Annotated in this window: 21 protein-coding genes; 11 read left to right on the top strand and 10 right to left on the bottom strand. The window is 64.7% G+C overall.

Annotated elements, in window-relative coordinates:
- Nucleotides 1-11: 11 nt before the first annotated feature.
- The 7 genes from IP93_RS11100 (at nucleotide 12) to IP93_RS11070 (ending at nucleotide 6319) form a co-directional block, all read left to right on the top strand.
- Nucleotides 12-755 (top strand): DsbA family protein, encoded by a 744-nt coding sequence (locus IP93_RS11100; RefSeq protein ID WP_144815705.1) that lies wholly within the window; start codon nucleotides 12-14, stop codon nucleotides 753-755.
- Between the two features lie 195 nt (nucleotides 756-950).
- The gene (gene radC, locus IP93_RS11095) at nucleotides 951-1445 is read left to right on the top strand and encodes a RadC family protein (protein WP_003292123.1); all 495 of its coding nucleotides are present in this window, start codon (nucleotides 951-953) and stop codon (nucleotides 1443-1445) included.
- Nucleotides 1446-1613: 168 nt separating this feature from the next.
- On the top strand, nucleotides 1614-2063 hold the full coding sequence (locus IP93_RS11090) for a TIGR03757 family integrating conjugative element protein (protein ID WP_144815703.1): 450 nt from the start codon (nucleotides 1614-1616) through the stop codon (nucleotides 2061-2063).
- On the top strand, nucleotides 2060-3004 hold the full coding sequence (locus IP93_RS11085; RefSeq protein ID WP_031754976.1) for a TIGR03756 family integrating conjugative element protein: 945 nt from the start codon (nucleotides 2060-2062) through the stop codon (nucleotides 3002-3004). The genes IP93_RS11090 and IP93_RS11085 overlap by 4 nt, the downstream gene beginning before the upstream one ends.
- A 10-nt stretch (nucleotides 3005-3014) precedes the next feature.
- Entirely contained in the window at nucleotides 3015-4421 is a 1407-nt protein-coding gene (locus IP93_RS11080; protein WP_144815700.1) for an integrating conjugative element protein, read from the top strand.
- Nucleotides 4418-4771, top strand: coding sequence for a hypothetical protein (locus IP93_RS11075; RefSeq protein ID WP_144815697.1), 354 nt, complete (start codon nucleotides 4418-4420; stop codon nucleotides 4769-4771). Before IP93_RS11080 ends, IP93_RS11075 begins: the two co-directional genes overlap by 4 nt.
- 15 nt (nucleotides 4772-4786) lie before the next feature.
- Nucleotides 4787-6319, top strand: coding sequence for a conjugal transfer protein TraG N-terminal domain-containing protein (locus IP93_RS11070; protein ID WP_144815694.1), 1533 nt, complete (start codon nucleotides 4787-4789; stop codon nucleotides 6317-6319).
- Nucleotides 6320-6347: 28 nt separating this feature from the next.
- Here IP93_RS11070 and IP93_RS11065 read toward each other — a convergent pair whose 3' ends face one another.
- Complete coding sequence (locus tag IP93_RS11065; RefSeq protein WP_144815693.1) at nucleotides 6348-6716, bottom strand: DUF3742 family protein; 369 nt, start codon at nucleotides 6714-6716, stop codon at nucleotides 6348-6350.
- Between the two features lie 226 nt (nucleotides 6717-6942).
- On the opposite strand from IP93_RS11065, the gene IP93_RS11060 reads away from it, so the two are divergent.
- From IP93_RS11060 to mobH, 3 genes are all read left to right on the top strand, one after another.
- Nucleotides 6943-7701: a type IV toxin-antitoxin system AbiEi family antitoxin domain-containing protein gene (locus IP93_RS11060; protein WP_199747194.1), complete on the top strand. Its 759-nt coding sequence runs from the start codon at nucleotides 6943-6945 to the stop codon at nucleotides 7699-7701.
- Nucleotides 7694-8614 (top strand): nucleotidyl transferase AbiEii/AbiGii toxin family protein, encoded by a 921-nt coding sequence (locus IP93_RS11055; protein WP_144815687.1) that lies wholly within the window; start codon nucleotides 7694-7696, stop codon nucleotides 8612-8614. Before IP93_RS11060 ends, IP93_RS11055 begins: the two co-directional genes overlap by 8 nt.
- A gap of 203 nt (nucleotides 8615-8817) precedes the next feature.
- Nucleotides 8818-10668, top strand: coding sequence for a MobH family relaxase (mobH, locus tag IP93_RS11050; RefSeq protein WP_144815685.1), 1851 nt, complete (start codon nucleotides 8818-8820; stop codon nucleotides 10666-10668).
- Nucleotides 10669-10694: 26 nt separating this feature from the next.
- Here mobH and IP93_RS11045 read toward each other — a convergent pair whose 3' ends face one another.
- Entirely contained in the window at nucleotides 10695-10994 is a 300-nt protein-coding gene (locus IP93_RS11045) for a helix-turn-helix domain-containing protein (protein ID WP_003282197.1), read from the bottom strand.
- 106 nt (nucleotides 10995-11100) lie between these two features.
- On the opposite strand from IP93_RS11045, the gene IP93_RS11040 reads away from it, so the two are divergent.
- Nucleotides 11101-11727, top strand: a complete 627-nt coding sequence (locus IP93_RS11040; protein ID WP_144815682.1) for a substrate-binding domain-containing protein — start codon at nucleotides 11101-11103, stop codon at nucleotides 11725-11727.
- 46 nt (nucleotides 11728-11773) lie between these two features.
- Here the strand turns inward: IP93_RS11040 and IP93_RS11035 are convergent, their stop codons facing one another.
- From IP93_RS11035 to IP93_RS10995, 8 genes are all read right to left on the bottom strand, one after another.
- Nucleotides 11774-12421, bottom strand: coding sequence for a class I SAM-dependent methyltransferase (locus IP93_RS11035; protein ID WP_144815680.1), 648 nt, complete (start codon nucleotides 12419-12421; stop codon nucleotides 11774-11776).
- On the bottom strand, nucleotides 12418-13578 hold the full coding sequence (locus IP93_RS11030; RefSeq protein ID WP_228972602.1) for a cysteine desulfurase family protein: 1161 nt from the start codon (nucleotides 13576-13578) through the stop codon (nucleotides 12418-12420). The genes IP93_RS11035 and IP93_RS11030 overlap by 4 nt, the downstream gene beginning before the upstream one ends.
- On the bottom strand, nucleotides 13571-14818 hold the full coding sequence (locus IP93_RS11025) for an MFS transporter (RefSeq protein ID WP_144815677.1): 1248 nt from the start codon (nucleotides 14816-14818) through the stop codon (nucleotides 13571-13573). Before IP93_RS11025 ends, IP93_RS11030 begins: the two co-directional genes overlap by 8 nt.
- A gap of 3 nt (nucleotides 14819-14821) precedes the next feature.
- On the bottom strand, nucleotides 14822-15559 hold the full coding sequence (locus IP93_RS11020) for an MBL fold metallo-hydrolase (RefSeq protein ID WP_144815675.1): 738 nt from the start codon (nucleotides 15557-15559) through the stop codon (nucleotides 14822-14824).
- Between the two features lie 12 nt (nucleotides 15560-15571).
- Nucleotides 15572-15913, bottom strand: coding sequence for a DsrE/DsrF/TusD sulfur relay family protein (locus tag IP93_RS11015; protein ID WP_144815672.1), 342 nt, complete (start codon nucleotides 15911-15913; stop codon nucleotides 15572-15574).
- A gap of 15 nt (nucleotides 15914-15928) precedes the next feature.
- The gene (locus IP93_RS11010) at nucleotides 15929-16573 is read right to left on the bottom strand and encodes an ArsR/SmtB family transcription factor (RefSeq protein WP_144815670.1); all 645 of its coding nucleotides are present in this window, start codon (nucleotides 16571-16573) and stop codon (nucleotides 15929-15931) included.
- 94 nt (nucleotides 16574-16667) lie between these two features.
- Nucleotides 16668-16823, bottom strand: a complete 156-nt coding sequence (locus tag IP93_RS11005) for a hypothetical protein (protein WP_199747192.1) — start codon at nucleotides 16821-16823, stop codon at nucleotides 16668-16670.
- Nucleotides 16824-16897: 74 nt separating this feature from the next.
- Entirely contained in the window at nucleotides 16898-18751 is a 1854-nt protein-coding gene (locus IP93_RS10995) for a tyrosine-type recombinase/integrase (RefSeq protein ID WP_144815667.1), read from the bottom strand.
- Nucleotides 18752-19084: the final 333 nt, after the last annotated feature.

Below are 19084 nucleotides of genomic sequence, written 5' to 3'. Positions count from 1 at the left end.
GGAGCGACACGATGCGCATGCCTTCCTTCGCCCGCCGTCATCCCTGGATCGGTCTGCTGATCGTGGTGACGATTGCGGTGGCCTCGTGGATGCTGCTGCGCGCGCCGCATCCGGCAACCGAGTCCATGCCCCTGGCCGCCGCCGGGTCCGAAGTGCCGAAACCGGCCGGCCCGCCCTGGCTGTATGGCCGTGCCGATGCGCGCTTCACGGTGGTCGGGTACGCCGACCTGGAGTGTCCGTACTGCCGGGCCTACTTCCCCGCGCTCAAGCGCTGGATCGACGCCCATCCCGAGGTGAACTGGCAGTGGCACCACCTGCCGCTGTCCATGCACGAGCCGGCCGCGACTGCCGAGGCACGCCTGGCCGAGTGCGCGGGCGAGACGGGCGGACATGCCAGTTTCTGGCAGGCCGTGGCGTGGCTCTACTCGAACACCCGTGGCGACGGCCAGGGCCTGCCGGAGGGCCTGCGCTATCCCGGCCTCACGCCAGCCATGCGGGGTTGTCTCGACAGCGAGCGCCCCGATGCCGTCATCCGTGCCCAGGCGGTGGAAGCAGCACAGCAGGGCATCGCGGCCACGCCGGCCTTGCAACTGCGCGACCGCGAGTCCGGCAAGACACTTCTGCTGCACGGCCCCGTCGAAGGCGATGCCTTGCTGTCGGCCATCGACCTGCTCGCCGCCGGCAGCACGACCGCAGCCGAACCCACCCATTCCCCAGACATGCCCGCCGGCGTTGCCGGTGACATGCCCAGGTAGCCATCGATCTTCAAGGCTGCGGCGCGGCTCGTCCGCGTTGATCGAAACCCGTTCGCATCGCATCCCTTGACGCGAACAGCCACCGCACCCGCGGTGGTGGATGCCCGCTCGTCACCTGTTCCATCCCCATCGTCCCCAGGAGGGTTTGCCCTCCAGGGGCAGGCGCCCTCCGATCTCATCCATTGGAGGTTCGCCATGTCTCTCGTCATCGCCGACTCCCGCCCGGAGTCGCTCACCCTGATCGCCGCCCAGCACGAAGACTGGATCATCCGGCAGGCCATCACCCTGCTGGAGAACCGCGTGTTCAAGGCCGGTCCAGCGCTGGGCAGTCCCGCCGCCGTGCGCGACTACCTGCGCCTGAAACTGGTCGCGGAGCCGAACGAAATCTTCGCCGTCGTGTTTCTCGACAACCAGCACCAGGTGCTCGCCTTCGAGCCGCTGTTCAAGGGCACGGTCGACCAGACTTCGGTGTATCCGAGGGTGGTGGTCCAGCGTGCGCTGGCGCTCAACGCTTCGGCGCTGATCCTGGCGCATCAGCACCCCTCGGGGAACACCGAGCCCTCGGCCGCTGATCGTGCGATCACCGAGCGGCTGAAGAGTGCCCTGGCCACCGTCGATGTCCGGGTGCTGGATCACTTCATCGTCGGCAAGGGCAGCCCGTACTCGTTCGCCGAAGCCGGCTTGCTGTAGCAGCACCAGCGGACGCGCATTCATGTCATCACCACGGGAGCCATTGGCTCCCGTTTCCTTTCGCCGACCCGCCGAGAAATCGGGACTGACCGGTTTCGGTTTCTTTGTCGTCCCCTGATCTGCGTTGCGCTCGACTACGAGTCTGCATCGACTCCGCGGAGGCGCGACATGCCGGCTCATTCCCTCAACCTTCCTGCCGCTTCGCGGCGCCCCCTGGCCACGAGGCTGGCCGCTGGACTGTGCGCCGCGCTGCTCGGTCCCATCGCGGCGGCCGCCGATGTGCTCATCGTCACCGACAGCCGTCATCCGGTGCAGGCCCCGGCCGGCGTGCGGGTCATCGAGCTGGACCAGGCCACGCGCATCGAGGTCGAACTCGCCGCGCACCTGCCGGCCGACCCGCAACAGGCCGCAGCCGTGGTGCGGCAGCGGTTGCATGACGGCGGCGAGGCGCTGCAGCGCCGCATCGGTCATGCCTATCAAGGTGTCGCGGATGCCTGGGGACTGGGCATCGCCAAGATTCCCGCCGTGGTGGTCGATCGACGCTATGTGGTCTACGGCGAGCCCGACGTGTCCCGCGCCATCGCGCGCATCAACGCCTACCGGAGCACGCACCCATGAGCCTCCTGCTGGCGTCCCGGCGTCTGCGCGCCACCGCCGCCTCGCTGCTGCTGGGCGCGGCCACATCGACGTTCGCCCTGGACACCGCCACCATCGTCTCGTCGGCGCTGTCCCCCGACTGCCTCGAATACCGCGTGGTCGGAATCTGCTACTGGCTGTACTGCACGCCCTTCGGCTGCTCGGTTCGCACCTCCGTCAAGGTGCGCCACTACGTCCCCGATGCGGTGGTGTCGAGCTACTCGAACACCGGCGAAAACCCGTGGCTGGAAGTCAGGGCGATGAGCATGCCCAACCCGACCGCCAAGGCTGGCGGTGACGGTACGACCAATCACGACAACGAGAACAACCTCGCCAAGTTCAAGAACGCCGATGTCATCGGCCATCCGGCCGGGATGGTGTTCAGCCAGTTCGCCAGCGCCTCCGGCTACACCTGCGAAGGCGCTGGCACGGCCTTCATGCCGTATCTGCTGAGCACGCTCGACACGATCGCCTGGCGCTACAACATCCCGGAAGCGTTCTACCCCGAAGCGCTCATCCCCGGCCGGCGCGAAATCGGTACGCGCACCGGCCTGAACCTCTGGGGCAACGTGTATCCCCGCGGTGGCTTCCTGCACCAGACCGACGACCACAAGAGCGGCGCCGTGGTCGCGCAGCGCGCGGGCGACATCGTGACGCGCCGCAACCAGATTCACGTGTACCAGCCCCTGCTGGCCAACGCCCGCGACGGTTACTGGCCGGCCGGCGCGCTGATGGAGACCGACGCCTCGACGGGCAAGTGGCAGGAGCTGACGCCCACGCTCTCGAACAGTTGCGTGGTCTTCCCGCACAGCCGCACCCGCGTGCAGGCCCAGCAAGGCGACTACGCCTGGGCCTTGTGGCGGCCGTACTCCTGCTGCCGGCGCCGTGGCCAGGTCTTCCTCGGCAGCGTCGATTTCATGTGAGGAACCCACGATGACCGCCTCCCTCCCTCACTTCCTGCGCCGCGCGAAGTCGCCCCTGCGGGCCACGCTGCTCGTGGCGGCCATCACGCTGGTCGTCGGCGTCGCCTGGGCGCAGACCCGCATCGATCCCAATGGCGTGAACGTCAGCGGCAGCGTGATCGGCGACGACGTGCTCTACAGCATCGGCGGCGGCCGGGCCGTGTCGATGGGTGGTGCCGGCAACATGCAGAGCATCGGCGTCGGCGTCGGCTGGAACAGCAACCTGATCTGCGGCGACATGAGCATCACCACGACGCTGCAGAACCAGCTCAACGGCATCACCAACGGCTTCCAGACGATCATGAGCAACGTGATCCAGAACGCCACCAGCGCCGTGGCCTCGCTGCCGGCCCTGATCATCCAGCGCGCCGACCCGGGCCTGTACAACCTGCTCACCAACGGCATCCTGCAGGCGCGCCTGGATTTCGACCGCTCGAAGATGACCTGCCGCGCCATCGCCAATCGCATGGCGGACATGGCCGGCGGCCAGGCCGGCTGGGACCAGCTCGCCGAAGGGATGGCGCTGCGGGATGCGGTCAGCAGCACCGATGCCGTCTCCGCCATCGAGCAGGCCGAGTCCAACAAAGGGAACAACGGCGTGCCCTGGGTCGGCGGCGGCAACGCGGGCGGCTCCAGCCAGAGTTCGATCAAGGTGGTCGGCGATGTGACGCGCGCGGGCTACAACCTGCTCAACGGGCGCAGCGCCACCGATACCTCGTCGATCGCGCGCAGCGCCTGCGGCAACCGCCTGACCTGCCAAACCTGGTCCTCGCCCCAGGCGGCCGCCGACTGGGCGACCCGCGTGTTGGGCGAACGCGAGCAGCGCACCTGCGAAAACTGCACGAAGACCCAGACCACGCCTGGCGTCGGGCTCACGCCAATGATCCAGGAAGAGTACGAGACCAAGCTGCAGGCGCTGCAGGAACTGGTGACGGGCGCCCGGCCGACGACGCTGGCCAATCTCGACGCAGCCGGCAGCAGCTCGCTGCCGATCACCCGCGGCGTGATCGAGGCCCTGCGTGACGAACCCGACCAAGACGTGCTGGGCCGGCGCCTGGCGTCCGAGGCTGCGCTGTCCAGCGTGCTGGAGAAGGCCCTGCTGCTGCAACGCACGTTGCTGACCGGCAAGAAGGAGCCGAACGTCGCTGCCAACGAGCTGGCCGTGCAGGCGGTCGATCAGGAGAACAGCGCGCTGGAGCAGGAGATCAACAACCTCAAGACCGAACTGGAGCTGCGCCGCACGCTGGCCGGCAACTCGGCGATGGCGATCATCCAGCGCCACAGCACCCGCGCCGCCGGCTCGCGCGGCGTCTTCGAGGGCGACACCACACGCGACCGTCTGCGGGAAGTCCAGAAGCCGCGGAGCGGTACGCCATGAGCCGGCTGGCCTGGCTGCGGCTGCCATGGCTGTTCAACCGCCGCGTCGGCGTGGCGCTGCTGTGGACCTTGCTGGTGGTCGCCGCCGCGGTGGCGGTGAACATCGCCGGCATCCACGTGGTCGGCGGCGTCGAGGGCTGGCAGCACTGGCTGCAGGCGCATGCCGGCCACTTCTTCGGGTGGCGGCTGTGCCTCTACGGAGCGACGGCTTACGGCTGGTGGTGGATGCGCCGGCGCTTGTTGCGGCGGGAGCCGTCCCGCGAGACGCATCAGCGCCTGCTGCGCACGGAGATCGCGGCCGTGATCGCCGTGGTCGCGCTGGAAGCCAGCCAACTGTTGCGGCACGGCTGAGACCGGGAGGCAGGCATGACGCTCTACACCACGGACTACCTGGAGTATTACCTGACCCTGGTGGCTTGGGTGGTCAACAACGGCATCTGGAGCATCCTCGTGGCCAGCGGCGTGTTCGCGCTGCCGTTCGTGGCCATCGTGATCCAGGAATGGCTCAAGGCCCGCAGCGAAGGTGCGGACGAGGGCAACAAGGGCGTGCTGTCGTCGATGCGCATCGAGAACCGGGTGTGGGTGGCGATCGTGGTCATCCTGTTCGCCGGCATCCCGTTCATCCCGGTGGATCTCGCCACGATCAGGTTCGACACTACGCGCTCCGCGCAATGCCAGGTCAACGTCCCGCTGCCCAACGACACGGGCTGGTCCAACGTCTACACGGCGCTCAACAACCAGAGCGCGCTGGTGCCGGTGTGGTGGTTCTTCATGCACGCGCTGTCGAAAGCCGTGACGGGCGCTGCGGTGGCGGCGATTCCCTGCGGCACGGACCTGCGTCAGATCCGCATGGATGTCGATGCCACGCGCATCGACGATCCGGTGCTGGCACAGGAGGTCGCCGACTTCACGCACGACTGCTACGGGCCGTCGCGCGCCAAGCTGTTCATGAACCGGCCGACGCTCTCCGACGAGCAAATGAACGACGTCACCTGGATCGGGTCGAGTTACTTCCTCGACACGCCCGGCTTCTATGACACCTATCGCGCCAAGACCCCACGCACGGCCTGGCCCTACGACGCGACCCGCGATGCGGGGCTGGCACAGGTGGACAGCGGCGGCGGCTATCCGTCCTGCCGGCAGTGGTGGGCCGATGGCGGCCAGGGACTGCGCAGCCGGCTGCTGGCACAGGTCGACCCGGACCTGCTGACCCGCATCGGGAACTGGGTGGGCTTCCTGTCGCAGAGCGAGGTCAATGACTCGGTGATCCGCGCCGTTGTCTCACCTAGGCAGCAGAAGATGAACCAGGGCGCCGTCTATGCCGACTACGGCGGCCAGATCGACAAAACGCTGCCGAACATCGTCACACGCGGCGCGAGCGACCTGGGGCTGACCGTCGGCTCGCTGGGCTTCTTTCCGGCGATGGACGTGGTGCGCCAGGCGCTGCCGATGGTGCTGACGATGCTCAAGATGGCGCTCGTCATCTGCATCCCGCTGGTGCTGCTGATCGGCACCTACGACCTGAAGACGGTGGTGACGGTGAGCTGCGTCCAGTTCGCGCTGTTCTTCGTGGACTTCTGGTTCCAGCTCGCGCGTTGGATCGACAGCACGATCCTGGATGCGCTCTACGGCTGGGGGTTTGGCGCGGACAGGCCGCACACGAACTTCGATCCACTGATCGGCTTGAACAACGCCTTTGGCGACATGCTGCTGAACTTCGTCATGGCAACGATGTTCATCGTGCTGCCGACGTTCTGGGTCATGGCACTCGGATGGACAGGAGTTCGCGCTGGAAACTTCCTGGGCGGCCTCATCACTGGCACGTCCGATGCGAAGTCGGCTGGAGGTAGTGGATCTCGCCTTGCGATGACGGCCGTATCGAAAGGTGCGGCGAAGTAAGGAGCACTCTCTCGCGTCGATGCGACAGCTACGGCTCGTCGGGATCGCCCATGTCGATCCGCCAGTCATCTTTGTCGTACAGGCCGACGCCCGAGTGCCCGTCTCTAAGTTCCGGCTGCTTCTCGTCGTCCTCATCGGCATTCCGCGCGAGCCATGCGGCGACCACTGCAAAGGCCAGCAGCAGGACGAGCCAGGATACGGTGTAGAGCAGCATGCCAAGCACGGCCAGCTTGACGATCCAGAGCACCGCCGTCGCCGCGCCCGCGGGGTGCCCGCGCGTCACCAGCCAGCCGGCGACACGCCGCTCGCGGCGCAGGTATCCACGCCAAGCACGGCCAGCCCCCCGGCCCAGCCGGTGGCTCCAGCGCCCGTTGTGCGTGTTGGTGGTCATGCTCATGTGCCTCGGTTTCAGTGGTGCCTCACCTCAGGAGCGGCCGGTTGCGGCTTGCCCTCCAGCATAGACCGCGATCAGGAGGGCGGGTTGCGGCTGGCAGATACCGGGCTGGCTCGGGGGTCGCCAAGATGATTAGATTTTGCACTGAAAATCCAACCTTATGCTACTTTCCCTTCACGTTCTTGCGATAGCTCTAGGGTCTGATTGGATTCCGTGCTATTTTTATAGCATGGATGGAAATTCTAGGCACCAGGTAATCAAGCGGCTGCAGGCGGGACTCCCCCGCGGGGCGCCGTTCGACCTTGCCACCCTGAGCCAGTTCGGGGTGTCGCCCCAGCTCGCCGCCCACTATGCCGACGGCGGGTGGCTCGTGCGCCTGGCCCATGGCGTCTATGCCTTCCCGAACGATGAGTTCGGGGTCTACGGTGCGCTGAAGTTCCTGCAACAGCGCGTGCCCGGCCTGCACGTCGGCGGCAAGAGCGCCCTGGCCCTGCAGGGCGTGCGGCACAACCTGGGCAGCCGCGAGACGCTGGTGCTGTGGGGCGACGGTCGTTTCGCGTTGCCGGCCTGGTTCACCTCGCGCTTTCCGGCCCGCTACGTCCACGCCCGCCTGTTCGACTGGCCGGACACGGCGCTGTCCAGCAAGACCCTGACCACGCCGCCTGGCCTGCCCGAGGATCTGCGGGTGGCTGCCTCCGAGCGTGCCGTTCTGGAGCTGCTGTACGAAGCCGGCGTCAAGCAGAGCCTCGAAGAGGCCCGCAACATCTTTGATGGACTGCGTTCCCCCCGCAAGGACTTGCTCGGGCAACTGCTGTCCTGCTGCGCCAGCGTGAAGGCCGTGCGCCTGTTCCTCACCTGGGCGCGCGAGACCAGCCTCGTGGATGTCGATGCCCTGCTGGAGCAGTACCCGGTTCGCACCGGCAGCAACACGCGCTGGATGAGCCGGCTCGATGACGGCACCTTGCTGAGCCTGAGACCTCATGGATAAGACCTACGCGGACACCGTTCGCCTGCTGCTGGCCGTCGCGCCCGACGTGTTCGCCAACGACATCTTCGCCATGAAGGGCGGCACGGCCATCAACCTCTTCGTGCAGGACATGCCGCGCCTGTCGGTGGACATCGACGTGGTGTACCTCCCATGGCAGACGCCGCGCGACGAAGCGCTGCAAGCCATCAACCAGGAGCTGGCCGCCATCGCCACGCGCGTTGCACCACTGGGCGTGCAGACACGCCTGGTTCGCGCCAAGGACCTGGGAGACACCAAGCTGATCGTCGAGAACGACGCCAACCAGGTGAAGATCGAGGTCAACGTCGTGTTCCGAGGCAGCGTGCTGCCCGTCGAGCGGCGGCCGCTGAGCGCCAAGACCAGCGATCTGTTCGGCGTCGAGTTCGAGCTGCCGGTTCTGGCACCGGACGAGCTGTACGCCAGCAAGCTGGTGGCCGCGCTGGATCGGCAGCACCCCCGCGACCTGTTCGACGTGTGGCAGCTCTACGAATCGGGCGACATCAGCGACGGCATGGTCGAGTGCTTCGTGATCTATCTGGCGGGCCACAACCGGCCGCCCCACGAAGTGCTGTTCGGCAACGACAAGGACATCGCCGGCGAGTACGAGCGGGCCTTTGTCGGCATGACCGAAGTGGACTGCTCCCTGGAGACACTGCTCGACGCTCGCGCCAGGCTGCGGCGCGAGCTGCCACAGCGGCTGAGCACCGCGCACAAGCAGTTTCTGAGCGGGCTGGTGCGCGCGGAACCGGACTGGTCGCTGGTGCAATGCCAACACGCCGCTCAACTGCCGGCACTGCGCTGGAAGCTGAGCAATCTCGAAACCTTCCGCAAGCGCCGCCCCGACGACTTCGCAGCGCAATCCGCCGCCCTCGACACCGGCTTGGGCCAGAGCTGACGAACGTCCCGCAGCGTCCCACTTGCCGGGATTGCCCCATGCCGCATTCATCGTGGCATCCGCACAGCAGCGGCCCTATACCTAAAGGCTTCCGACAAAGGCCAAAGGGCTGGGAAGGGGCAAAGGAAGGGTGCCAAGGGGAAAGGCCCTATCCTGAAAAGGCCAAAAGGCGCCCCCGAGCAGCCCGTCATCCGGGGTTCGCCATGCTCTCGCTGTTCCAGCGCAAACGGGTGCCACCCACCGCCGGCACACCGCCCACATCCGCCATCGAAACTCCGAAAGGGTCGATGCGGCCGGAGTCGGCCGCATCGCTGCTGACCACGCCGCGTCGGCAGAAACTGCTGGAACACATCTGGCAGCGAACATCGCTCTCGCGCCGGCAGTTCGCCACGCTCTACCTCGCCCCACTGGAACGCTACGCCGAGCTGGTCCAGCAGTTCCCGGCCTCCGAGAACCACCACCACGCCTATCCGGGCGGCATGCTGGACCACGGCCTGGAGATCGTCGCCTATGCGCTGAAGCTGCGGCAGTCATACCTGCTGCCTGCGGGCGTCACGCCGGAGGCACAGGCGGCCCAGGCCGAAGCCTGGACCGCAGGCACGGCCTACGCGGCCCTGCTGCACGACATCGGCAAGATTGCGGTCGATCTACACGTCGAACATGCCGACGGCAGCGTCTGGCATCCCTGGCACGGCCCGCTGCGAAAGCCCTACCGCTTCCGTTACCGAAAGGAGCGCGAGTACCGCCTGCACAGCGCCGCCACCGGGCTGCTCTACGCGCGCCTTCTCGATCGGGACATCTTCGACTGGCTCAGCGGCTATCCCGACCTCTGGGCCGCGCTGCTGTACGTGCTGGCCGGCCAGTACGAGCACGCCGGCACGCTCGGCGAACTGGTCGTGCAGGCCGACCAGGCATCGGTCGCCCAGGAACTCGGCGGCGATCCCAGCAAGGCGCTGGCGGCGCCCAAGCATGCGCTGCAACGCAAATTGCTCGACGGCTTGCGCTACCTGCTCAAGGAAGCGTTCAAGTTGAATCAGGCCGGCCCGGCGGACGGCTGGCTGACACAAGACGCCTTGTGGCTGGTGAGCAAGACCGTCTCCGACAAGCTGCGCGCACATCTGCTGTCGCAGGGGATCGACGGCATCCCGGCGAGCAATACGGCGGTGTTCAACGTGTTGCAGGATCACGGCATCGTGCAACCGACGCCGGATGGCAAGGCGATCTGGAAGGCTACCGTCACCAGCGACGCCGGCTGGTCGCACGCCTTCACCTTCCTGAAACTCTCGCCAGCGATGATCTGGGATGCCGCCGACCGGCCGGCGCCGTTCGCAGGCCGTGTGCAGGTCGAAGAGGAACAGGCGGAGCCGCCGCCGCTAGCGCCGGCGGTGGCCGATGAGCCGCGCGTGGAAGGTATCGAAGCTGCACGCGCGAGCACGACGCCGATCGCATCCGCAGCCACAGACACCGGCGTGGCCGCGCTGCTCGACCTGCTGGGCGACACCGCTCCGCCCACAGCACCGGAAACCCCGAGTTGTCCTGTCGCCGAGCCCGAGCCGGCCCCTTCGACCGTGCCCCCGCCGCAGATGGGCCTCGCGCCTGCCCAGGATCGCGCGGAGCCCTCCGGGGCGCACTTCATGGCCTGGCTGCGTCAGAGCATCCAGACGCGCAAGCTCATCATCAACGACGCCAAGGCCCTGGTGCATACCGTCGCCGGTACGACCTACCTCGTCAGCCCCGGCGTGTTCCAGCGCTACGCGCAGGAGTACCTTCAAGTCGCCGCGCTGGCCAAGCAAGAGAAGCTGGAGGGGTGGCAGTGGGTGCAGAAGCGCTTCGAGAAGCTGGGGCAGCACCGCAAGCAGCCCAGCGGGCTGAACATCTGGACCTGCGAAGTCACGGGGCCGCGCAAGTCGCGCCGGCTGCACGGCTACCTGCTTGTCAGCCCGGATACGCTGTTCCAGGAGACGCCGCCAGACAACCCATACCTGCGGCTCCTCAACGAGGCCGCAAAGCGCGAAGATTCAGCCCTTGGGGGCAAGGACGCCGATCAGGCGTAGGCATGCGACCGCTGTGCGGGCCGGCTTCAATCTGCGGATGGGGCCGACTCTGCCAGCTTGGCTTCGGTCAGAGTCATCAAGTGGGCGGAACTGCATTTCAGCGCGCGGGCAATCTTTAGGATGAGAGGGAGCGTGGGGACATGCTCGCCGCGCTCGATCTTGCCCATGTGCGACCGTTCGATGCCGGCCATGTGGGCCAGCGTTTCCTGAGCGATACCCTGGTTCGTTCTTTCTTCCCGCACGGCAGCCCCAAACGCGATGGCTGGTTCCGCTTCGTAGGTAGTGGTGCCGGTGGGGCGGCCCCTTTGGATCGAACGCTTTGGCATTGCCAAGAGCGTCGAACACGGTCACGATTTAAACCACGTTAAACTTAACTCATTCAACGACTTCGAGATCAGTTGCCACGAGTTCACCGCCTGGGGGGAGCTGGACGTGGAATCGAGTGACATCACCGCCGAAATTCGCATGGCCGTCCTCGGCGAATGGGTGCCTCCCCAGCTCGCCGACGTGCTCGCCATGCAGCGTGCCGAAGAGCCGGAGACCCATGCCGTCCTGGCCGGATGGACAGATCCCGTTCGAGGCGCGGAGCTGCCGGGCGACGGCTTCGATTTCGCCTTGTCTGCGGTTGCCCGGCAGTGGCCTGGCTGGGTATGCGAACCGCTGTGGCATGACACGCTGGCGGTCGCCGTGGCCAAGCGCTCCCACCTGCTGGCCTACCGTGAAGTGCCGTGCGAGGAAGTGCTCAAGCAGCCCTTGATCTGCTCGCAGTCCACGGCCGATGAACCATGGCGCATGACCGTGCAGCGCGTGTTCGAGAACGCGCTGCAAGAGCGAGAGCAAACGGTGGAGACATTCGATGTGGCGATGACGCTGGTGGCCGCCGGGTACGGGATCGCCATTGCGCCTGCCGCGAGACTGGCGAGCTACCTACGCCGAGGCATCGCCGTGCGGCCGCTGGCCGGCGCACCAACGATCGTGATGGCTTACCTGCTCCGCCGCAACACTTCCTTGTCGGACACCCAGGCAAGATTCGCCCGCCGCGCGCGCTTGGTGTCCTGACTGACGCGCGGGAATCGCGGTTTCGGTATAGGTTTCGCCTCGGGGGCTACTGTGAGAATTTGCGCCCCGCAGCGACCAAAAAACTGCCGAAAGGCAACCGCCCGGACAGGCACTGCTCCGTCTGTCGGGCGAGCGGCGAGCCGGAAGCCAACAGCACGGCAGTTCGGATCTGAAGGTCGCAAACCGGTAAATCCGCCAAGGCTTTCCGCAGCTCCCGATGGGTGTGCCAATGTGCGCCCCGATATGCCCCGCTCCCACCGTTGCGCCCTTTCTTCCACCACAGCAGGCTGTGGCGGTTCAGCACCCCGACAGCGAAGCGGTCGCTGGTGACGCGAACGATTTCGGACAGCGCCTGTGGCCAATCGGCGATGAAACAGAGCGCCGTCACCGACATCACCTTGCGAAAACTGTCGTTTGCAAAAGGCAGGCAACACGCGTCAGCTTCCATGTAGCGCGAACGGGTGTCGTGCTCACGCGCGAAGGTCAACGCTTCGGAATCGATATCGGCACCTGTGACCTCTACACCAGCCAGTCCGGCAATGCGCCGAGTGAACCAGCCGGTGCCGCAACCGACATCGAGAACATGGTCACCACACTGCGGCGTCAATAACTCGGTCAAGAGTCGGTATTCGGTTTCTCCGATCCAGCGACCACGATCGGTGTCGTACCAAGCATCGTACTCGGCCGCTTTCACTGATGTGCCAAGCGCCGCCAAGCAACGATCAATGCGTCGGCAGCGCGCTCGATGTCCTGCAACGTTGTCGCCCAACCCGTGGAAAGCCGGATCGCTCCCGCGGCCCGCGCTGTGTCGATTCCCATCGCTGCAAGCACCCCGCTGACAGTGTCGCCTTCAGAGTGACAAGCAGACCCTACAGAAGCAGCCACCACCGCAGCGGCTTCGGCCAGCAACGTCCGGCCGGTAACGTGAGGGAACGACACGTGCAACGTATTCGGCAGCCGAAATTCGGAATGACCATTGAGGACAAGCTCCGGCACTCCCTCGGCCAACTGAGTATGCAATGCATCGCGCGCTGCTTTCATACGCATCACCGCCTCATTGAGTCGACCATCAGCGAGTGTGGCCGCCGCCCCGAGTGCCACGATATGCGGCACGTTCTCAGTTCCGGGGCGCAGCCCATGTTCTTGTTCGGCGCCATGGAGGATACCGGCGAGCGGGGTGCCGTGACGGACATAAAGGGCACCCACGCCCTTGGGTGCATAAAACTTGTGACCGGCGAGCGTCAGAAGATCGACGCCAAGCGCATCCACGTCGAGTGCAATTTTGCCCGCCGACTGCGCCGCATCGGTGTGTATCAGGCAGCCGTGGCTGCGGGCAATTTCCGCCAATTCGGCAACAGGCTGAACCGTACCGATTTCATTGTTGGCATGCATCACCGAAACCATGAAGGTGTCGGGCCTGAGCGCTCGCCGCAAATCCTCCGGATCGACGCGGCCATATCCATCCACCGGCAATGTCGTCACTTCCCAGCCAAGTGTCTTCATATACTCGGCCGGCGCCATGACAGCAGGATGCTCAATCGCGCTTACGACCAGATGACGCTTGCCTGGTCCGGCAACACGCGCAGCACCAAGCAGCGCCAGATTGTTGGCCTCAGTGGCGCTTCCGGTAAAGATCACCTCATCCGGCTGGGTGCCGATCAAGGCTGCGACCGCCTCCCTTGCCTGCATCACTGCTTGCCGCGCCCGAATTCCATAGGGGTGTGAAGAGGACGGATTGCCGAAGTGCTCGCCCAGGTACGGCAGCATCGCGGTCAGGACTTCAGGTGCCACAGGTGTCGTGGCGTTGTAGTCGAGGTAGATCGGAAGCGAAGGTTTCATGTTTTCAGACATCGGCTCTTCTCGAAAGCGTTTCGGTCATCCGCACTGCAGCGATCACACCGGACAGGAAGGTGAGCCCTGCTACCAACCAGACAGCGGCGGCGAGTCCAAACAGGTCGGCCGTGAAGCCAGCCAAAAGCGCGCCGACTGCATACCCCAGATCGCGCCAGAGCCGGTAGACGCCCACGGCAGAAGCGCGCCAGACGGGATGGGCTACATCGCCGATAGCCGCCAGCAAGGTGGGATAGACCATCGCCGTGCCAACGCCGAGCAGCACCGCCCCAAGGCCGAAACCGAGGAAGTCCGTAGCCCGCGCCGTGACGACAATGCCCGCCGCCTGAACCCACATCCCCCAGACGATCAACTGCTTGCGACCAATGCGGTCGGAAAGGGCTCCGGTGAAAATCTGCGTCAGCCCCCAAACAGCCGGATAGATCGCTGCGAGCGTGCCGATTTGGGCGAGTGTCATGCCGGCAGCGGCGAAAACCAATGGGAACAAGCCCCAGGCCATGCCGTCGTTGAGGTTGTTGACGAGCCCGGCCTGGCTGACGCTTGACAGGTTGCGGTCGGTCAGCGAGGTGCGACGGAAGATTTCGCCCTGACTGGGCGATTCCGTTTCATCTCCTGCGTGATGCGCCCGTACTTCGTGTGCCACATGATGACGGGTCTCGCGGACGGCCAGTGCAGAGAGCAACAAACCAAGAACGACATAGGCGCCCCCAAGGTAGAACGGCTCCGGCCGCAACCCGAAATGGGCGGCCAGCCAGCCAGTGGCGAGCGCGCTACCCGCCACGGCGAAATAACCCGCAAACTCGTTGAGCCCCATAGCCAGACCCCGCTGCTTGGGTCCAACCAAGTCGATCTTCATGATGACGGTGGTTGACCAGGTGAGGCCTTGGCTCACACCCAGCAACACATTGGCACCGACGATCCAGTTCCAATCGGGTGCCCACATCAGGATGAACGGCACTGGAGCGGCCACCAGCCATCCAGCCACCAGCACGTGTTTGCGGCCATACCGGTCGGAGAGCCGCCCAGCAAAATAATTGGTCAGCGCCTTGGTGATGCCGAAGACGACGATAAATGACAGAATTGCCGCCCGAGCCGCGATCTGGAACTCCTGCTCGGCGATGGCAGGTAGGATGCTGCGCTCCAGGCCCACCATGGCGCCGACGAAGGCATTGACCAACACCAGCAGAGAGAACTGGCCAAGGTTCTCGCGCAGCCCGAGGCGGATAGCGGCCGTGTGCATAGATCAGTTTTCCACGCCGAGGTTGAAACGCACCATCGCATCCATCTCGGCCGGGCGCGGCGGAATCTCCTTCGTCACGCAATCGATGAACGCCGCCCGCTCCATGGCGAGCGCCGGATTCCAGCGCTTCTCGAAACCCAACGTCGAGGCCGGCTTGCCCGATAGACCGGCGCCGCACGCACTGCCCGCCTGGTGCCCCGGATAGACTTCGATCTCATTGGGTAGGGCCAGTAGCTTGGTATGCAGGCTGTCGTGAAGCACGCCCGCCATCTCTCGTTCCTGCCCGGCAAGGTCCGGACGGCCTGTGGCGCCGACGAACAGCGTGTCGCCGGTCATGACGAACCAGGGCGCCTCGCCGCGCCGCTTGTCGGTCACCAGCAGGCAGAGACTGTCCAGTGTATGTCCGGGCGTATGCAGGACTTTGATCCTGACGTTGCCGATGTCGAGCAACTGTCCGTCCTGCAAGGGCAGGAAGTCGAACTTCACCCGGTCGCGATTGGATTCGTGCAAGCAGTAGGGGGCATGGGCACGTTGCGCCAATGCTCGCCCTCCTGAGTAGTGATCGGCATGGACGTGGGTGTCAATGACATGGGTAATCTCGACCTTGGCCTCGCGGGCCGCCTCGATAAACCAGTCCTCGTCGCCTGCCACCACATCCACGGCGACGGCCTTGCCTAACCCACCACAGCCGAAGAAGTAAGACAGAGACGATTCCTTGGTAGCCAGCTGTTTGAAGAACATCGCCATTTCCTCTCAGAACACGAGCACTTTGTCGGCTTCTGCCGTCCACTCAGCGAGTTCCTTCAGGGTGCTGCGACGCGCACCGGGAACCACTAGATCGTCGCTCAAGCCTCGCGCATCCATGCACGTGCCACACAGGCCAATTTCTCCTCCGGCCATGCGCACCATGTCACCGGCGTTGTAGTAACCGCTCGGGACTTTCTGGTCACTCTTTGCACATGCCACCGCATCCCCCATCAGGAACACACGAACGACCTGATCCGGTTCCTTGGAAAGTGCTCGCGCCAAGCGCAATCCGTTATAGCTGCGCTCGGTGCCATAAGGCCCGTCGTTGAGAATGAACAGGGTATTCACGGGAACCTCCAATGATCAGCATTCAAGGGGCAGACCTGTCGCGCGCCATTCACCAACGCCATCGCTGATCTTGTGCGCACTGAAACCCTTGTTTCTCAGCAACTCGACCGCCGCATCGGACATCACGCAATAAGGACCGCGACAGTAAGCAACCACCGGTTTGCCCGGCGGCAGCTCATCGATTCGCTTCTGCAGTTCATCCAACGGCATCGAGCGCGCAAATGGCAGGTGTGCCGACGCGTATTCATCGCTCGGTCGTACATCGATCACGACGACGTCACCTGCCCGGGCCTTGGCTAGTAATGACTCGCGCGTTTCAGAGCTCAGGAGATTTGCCGTGGCCGACATCTGGTCCAGTGCGACACGCAACTCGATCAGATGCTCTTCGGCGACCTCGCGAACCTTAACCAAGAGGTCAGCCACGTCATCGTTGGTGAGGCGGTAGTGAACATACTTGCCGTCACGGCGAGTCCCGACCAGCCTCGCCTCGCGCAAAGCCTTCAGATGTGCACTAGCCAGCTTGACATCGATGTGCGCCAGATCGGCCAACTTTTCGACGGTCTTCTCCCCCTGTACCAGTAGCTCCAGAAGCTCCAGTCGCTTGGGGCTGGAAATCGCCTTCCCGATTCGGGACACCTGTTCATAGAGAATGGTTTTCATGGTCACAACGCTTGGTATTGTTCAATCATTCTAACGAGTATGCGAACGTATGGAAAGGGTGGTTTCGGGAGCCAGTCGGTTACATGACAGTCCTTCAGGACGGCATCCCGATCCGCTCCCGCTGCTCATCCCATAGCGCCGGCGGGTCAACCGCTAGATCGAACAGGGTGATGTGGTTCGGCGGCGCGTCGTCCAGGATGGGCGTGTCGCCACCGACCAGCTTCCGCCAGCGTGCCCGGATCTCTGCCATTGGTAGCTTCGGGCAACCTGGCGATCTGGGCCGCTACTGATGGCGGCGTTGAAAGTGATGGTGTTTGCGTGCTGCTAGGCGACCCCGACTCGCAGCGGGGTCCATTCGCTTTCCTTCACGGCTGTGCTCACTGCCATGACGAGCTTGTCGAGATTGCTGGCCGTCACGCCCTCCAGTGCCGAATGCCCCCGCAGCATCGAGCGCGGTTGCAGCAGTGCATGGTAGATCTGCCAAGGGTCCGCACCCCTGGTCAGCTTCAGGACGGACTGGATCAGCTCGTGCTTGAGTGGGTCGAGGTGCCAGTCCGGCACACGCTGGCCGCGATTGCCTATGTTCAACGCCAGCAAGTTGCCCGCCTTGATCTCGTAGCTGATCCACCTGCGGGATTTGCCCGCCATCTTGGCAAACGCCGCGACGGGAAGGTTGTGCGGCGCTTCGAAGACATCGAACAGCTCCATCCTCTCGCGCTGAATGTCCGAAGGCACCAGCGGCGCGGCCGATCGAGGGGGCGGAACCGCCGGTAGCCGATGTGCGGCGGCAGAAACCAACGGCATGGCGTCACCCGGCTTCGTCACGAGCAGGATTGGCGAAGCGGCAACCGACGTGGAGGGTGCGCTTGCGGTTTGCTCATTCGGGAACGCGGGAACGCCTTCCAGATGCACGGTGAGCGGCATGCTGGCCGCCTCGACCTGGTTCTGCTCGAAGAGGTCGAGCCGATCGGCCCAGTCCTGCATCATGCGGCGACGCTGCTCCACGTACTCGGCATGGTTGTAGGTCGCGCTGACCTTGTTGGGATCGACATGCGAGAGCTGTGCATCCACCCAGACCTTCGGGTAGCCGATCTCGTTGAGCGCAGTGGACATCGTGCCGCGGATACCATGTCCGGTCAGGCGTTCCTGATAGCCCATGCGTTTGAGCGCACCATTGAGCGTGTTCTCGCTGATGCGCTTCTTCAAGTCGCTGTCGTGTCGGAACAGGTGGCGCTGGGCCGGCTTGAACTCATCCAGCAGGTGCCGGACGATCTCCATGGCCTGAATCGACAGCGGCACGATGTAGGGCGGGATGTCCTTTGGCTGCTGCCGCTTCTTGCGCATATCCAACTGGAGTTGCTTCACGACGTCGGGCGGGATGATCCACAGCCCGCGGTCCAGATCGAATTGATCCGGCGTCGCCTGTCGCAGCTCGCCGGTTCGCACGCCGGTCAGCAGCAATAGCCGCAGCCCGAGCTGGGTCTGCCGCCTGCCGCGATAGCTGCGCAGCCTCTGCAACAGCTTCGGCAGCTCGGCCATGCGCAGGAACGGGTTGTGGTTGACGGGTGGCAGCGGCAGCGCCACCACATCGAGATCGGAGGCAGGGTTCTGCTCCAGGCCCGGCACGATCACCAGCGCGTAGCGGAACAGTTGGTTGAACCACGTCCTGACTTTCTCGGCGACGGAGAGCGCCCTGCGCTTCTCGATCTTGGCGATCACCTCCAAGAGGTCGGGACGCTTGATCTCATAGATCGACCGTTTGCCCAAGGTGGGCAGCACATCCTTGTCGAAGATGCGCGGAAGTATCGAGAGGGTCGTCTGCCGGCCTTCCTTGAGGCTGAGCCCGCGATGCTTGAGCCACTTGCGATACACCGCCTCGAAGGTGTTTTCGTCGGCGAGCCGGACAGCAGTGCGCTTCTGCTTGCGGTGTACGCGAGGATTGGTGCCTTTGGCCAGCAGGGCGCGCGCTTCGTCGCGCAGGCTGCGGGCCTCGCGAAGCGTCACCTCCGGGTAGGTGCCGAGCGACATCCGCTTCTGCTTGCCCGCCCAGTAGTAGCGGAAGTGCCAAGTCCTGCCCCCTGCAGCGGTGACGGCCAGGGAGAGGCCATCCAAGTCAGGGAGGGTGTATGCCTTGCCTGTTGCCTTGGCCTGTCGAACGGCCAGGTCTGAGAGTGCCATGCTCTTGCTCCTGAACATGAGTCAGGAACCAGATGCTGGTCACGTCGACCTCGCCCCTCCATCAACAATCCGGAATCAGCCGCGCCCGCAAAAATGGACTTGTTTGTGGACTTAAAAGTCCCGGCTGTAGCCGGATCGCAGTGGACTACGGCAGAACATCAAAGAGAGGAAAAGTCCTTGTGAGGCAACGACTTGTAGACTCTCTTGGACTTCTGCGGAAGTCCGCAGATTGATGCAGTGGAGCGGGTGATGGGAACAGCACCCGGTCGCTAACTCGTTTATTACGAACGTTTTTTCCGATCCAGGCGTCACGGAATGGACTCGATTGTGGAC

This window comes from Aerolutibacter ruishenii, assembly GCF_007830115.1.
GTDB classification, from domain to species: Bacteria; Pseudomonadota; Gammaproteobacteria; order Xanthomonadales; family Xanthomonadaceae; genus Aerolutibacter; species Aerolutibacter ruishenii.
This window is presented reverse-complemented; position numbering and strand designations above follow the sequence as displayed.

Coding starts and splice junctions, on each gene's coding strand:
- IP93_RS11100 (WP_144815705.1), top strand. CDS start 12: ATGCGCATGCCTTCCTTCGCCCGCCGTCATCCCTGGATCGGTCTGCTG.
- radC (WP_003292123.1), top strand. CDS start 951: ATGTCTCTCGTCATCGCCGACTCCCGCCCGGAGTCGCTCACCCTGATC.
- IP93_RS11090 (WP_144815703.1), top strand. CDS start 1,614: ATGCCGGCTCATTCCCTCAACCTTCCTGCCGCTTCGCGGCGCCCCCTG.
- IP93_RS11085 (WP_031754976.1), top strand. CDS start 2,060: ATGAGCCTCCTGCTGGCGTCCCGGCGTCTGCGCGCCACCGCCGCCTCG.
- IP93_RS11080 (WP_144815700.1), top strand. CDS start 3,015: ATGACCGCCTCCCTCCCTCACTTCCTGCGCCGCGCGAAGTCGCCCCTG.
- IP93_RS11075 (WP_144815697.1), top strand. CDS start 4,418: ATGAGCCGGCTGGCCTGGCTGCGGCTGCCATGGCTGTTCAACCGCCGC.
- IP93_RS11070 (WP_144815694.1), top strand. CDS start 4,787: ATGACGCTCTACACCACGGACTACCTGGAGTATTACCTGACCCTGGTG.
- IP93_RS11065 (WP_144815693.1), bottom strand. CDS start 6,716: ATGAGCATGACCACCAACACGCACAACGGGCGCTGGAGCCACCGGCTG.
- IP93_RS11060 (WP_199747194.1), top strand. CDS start 6,943: ATGGATGGAAATTCTAGGCACCAGGTAATCAAGCGGCTGCAGGCGGGA.
- IP93_RS11055 (WP_144815687.1), top strand. CDS start 7,694: ATGGATAAGACCTACGCGGACACCGTTCGCCTGCTGCTGGCCGTCGCG.
- mobH (WP_144815685.1), top strand. CDS start 8,818: ATGCTCTCGCTGTTCCAGCGCAAACGGGTGCCACCCACCGCCGGCACA.
- IP93_RS11045 (WP_003282197.1), bottom strand. CDS start 10,994: ATGCCAAAGCGTTCGATCCAAAGGGGCCGCCCCACCGGCACCACTACC.
- IP93_RS11030 (WP_228972602.1), bottom strand. CDS start 13,578: ATGTCTGAAAACATGAAACCTTCGCTTCCGATCTACCTCGACTACAAC.
- IP93_RS11025 (WP_144815677.1), bottom strand. CDS start 14,818: ATGCACACGGCCGCTATCCGCCTCGGGCTGCGCGAGAACCTTGGCCAG.
- IP93_RS11020 (WP_144815675.1), bottom strand. CDS start 15,559: ATGTTCTTCAAACAGCTGGCTACCAAGGAATCGTCTCTGTCTTACTTC.
- IP93_RS11010 (WP_144815670.1), bottom strand. CDS start 16,573: ATGAAAACCATTCTCTATGAACAGGTGTCCCGAATCGGGAAGGCGATT.
- IP93_RS11005 (WP_199747192.1), bottom strand. CDS start 16,823: ATGGCAGAGATCCGGGCACGCTGGCGGAAGCTGGTCGGTGGCGACACG.
- IP93_RS10995 (WP_144815667.1), bottom strand. CDS start 18,751: ATGGCACTCTCAGACCTGGCCGTTCGACAGGCCAAGGCAACAGGCAAG.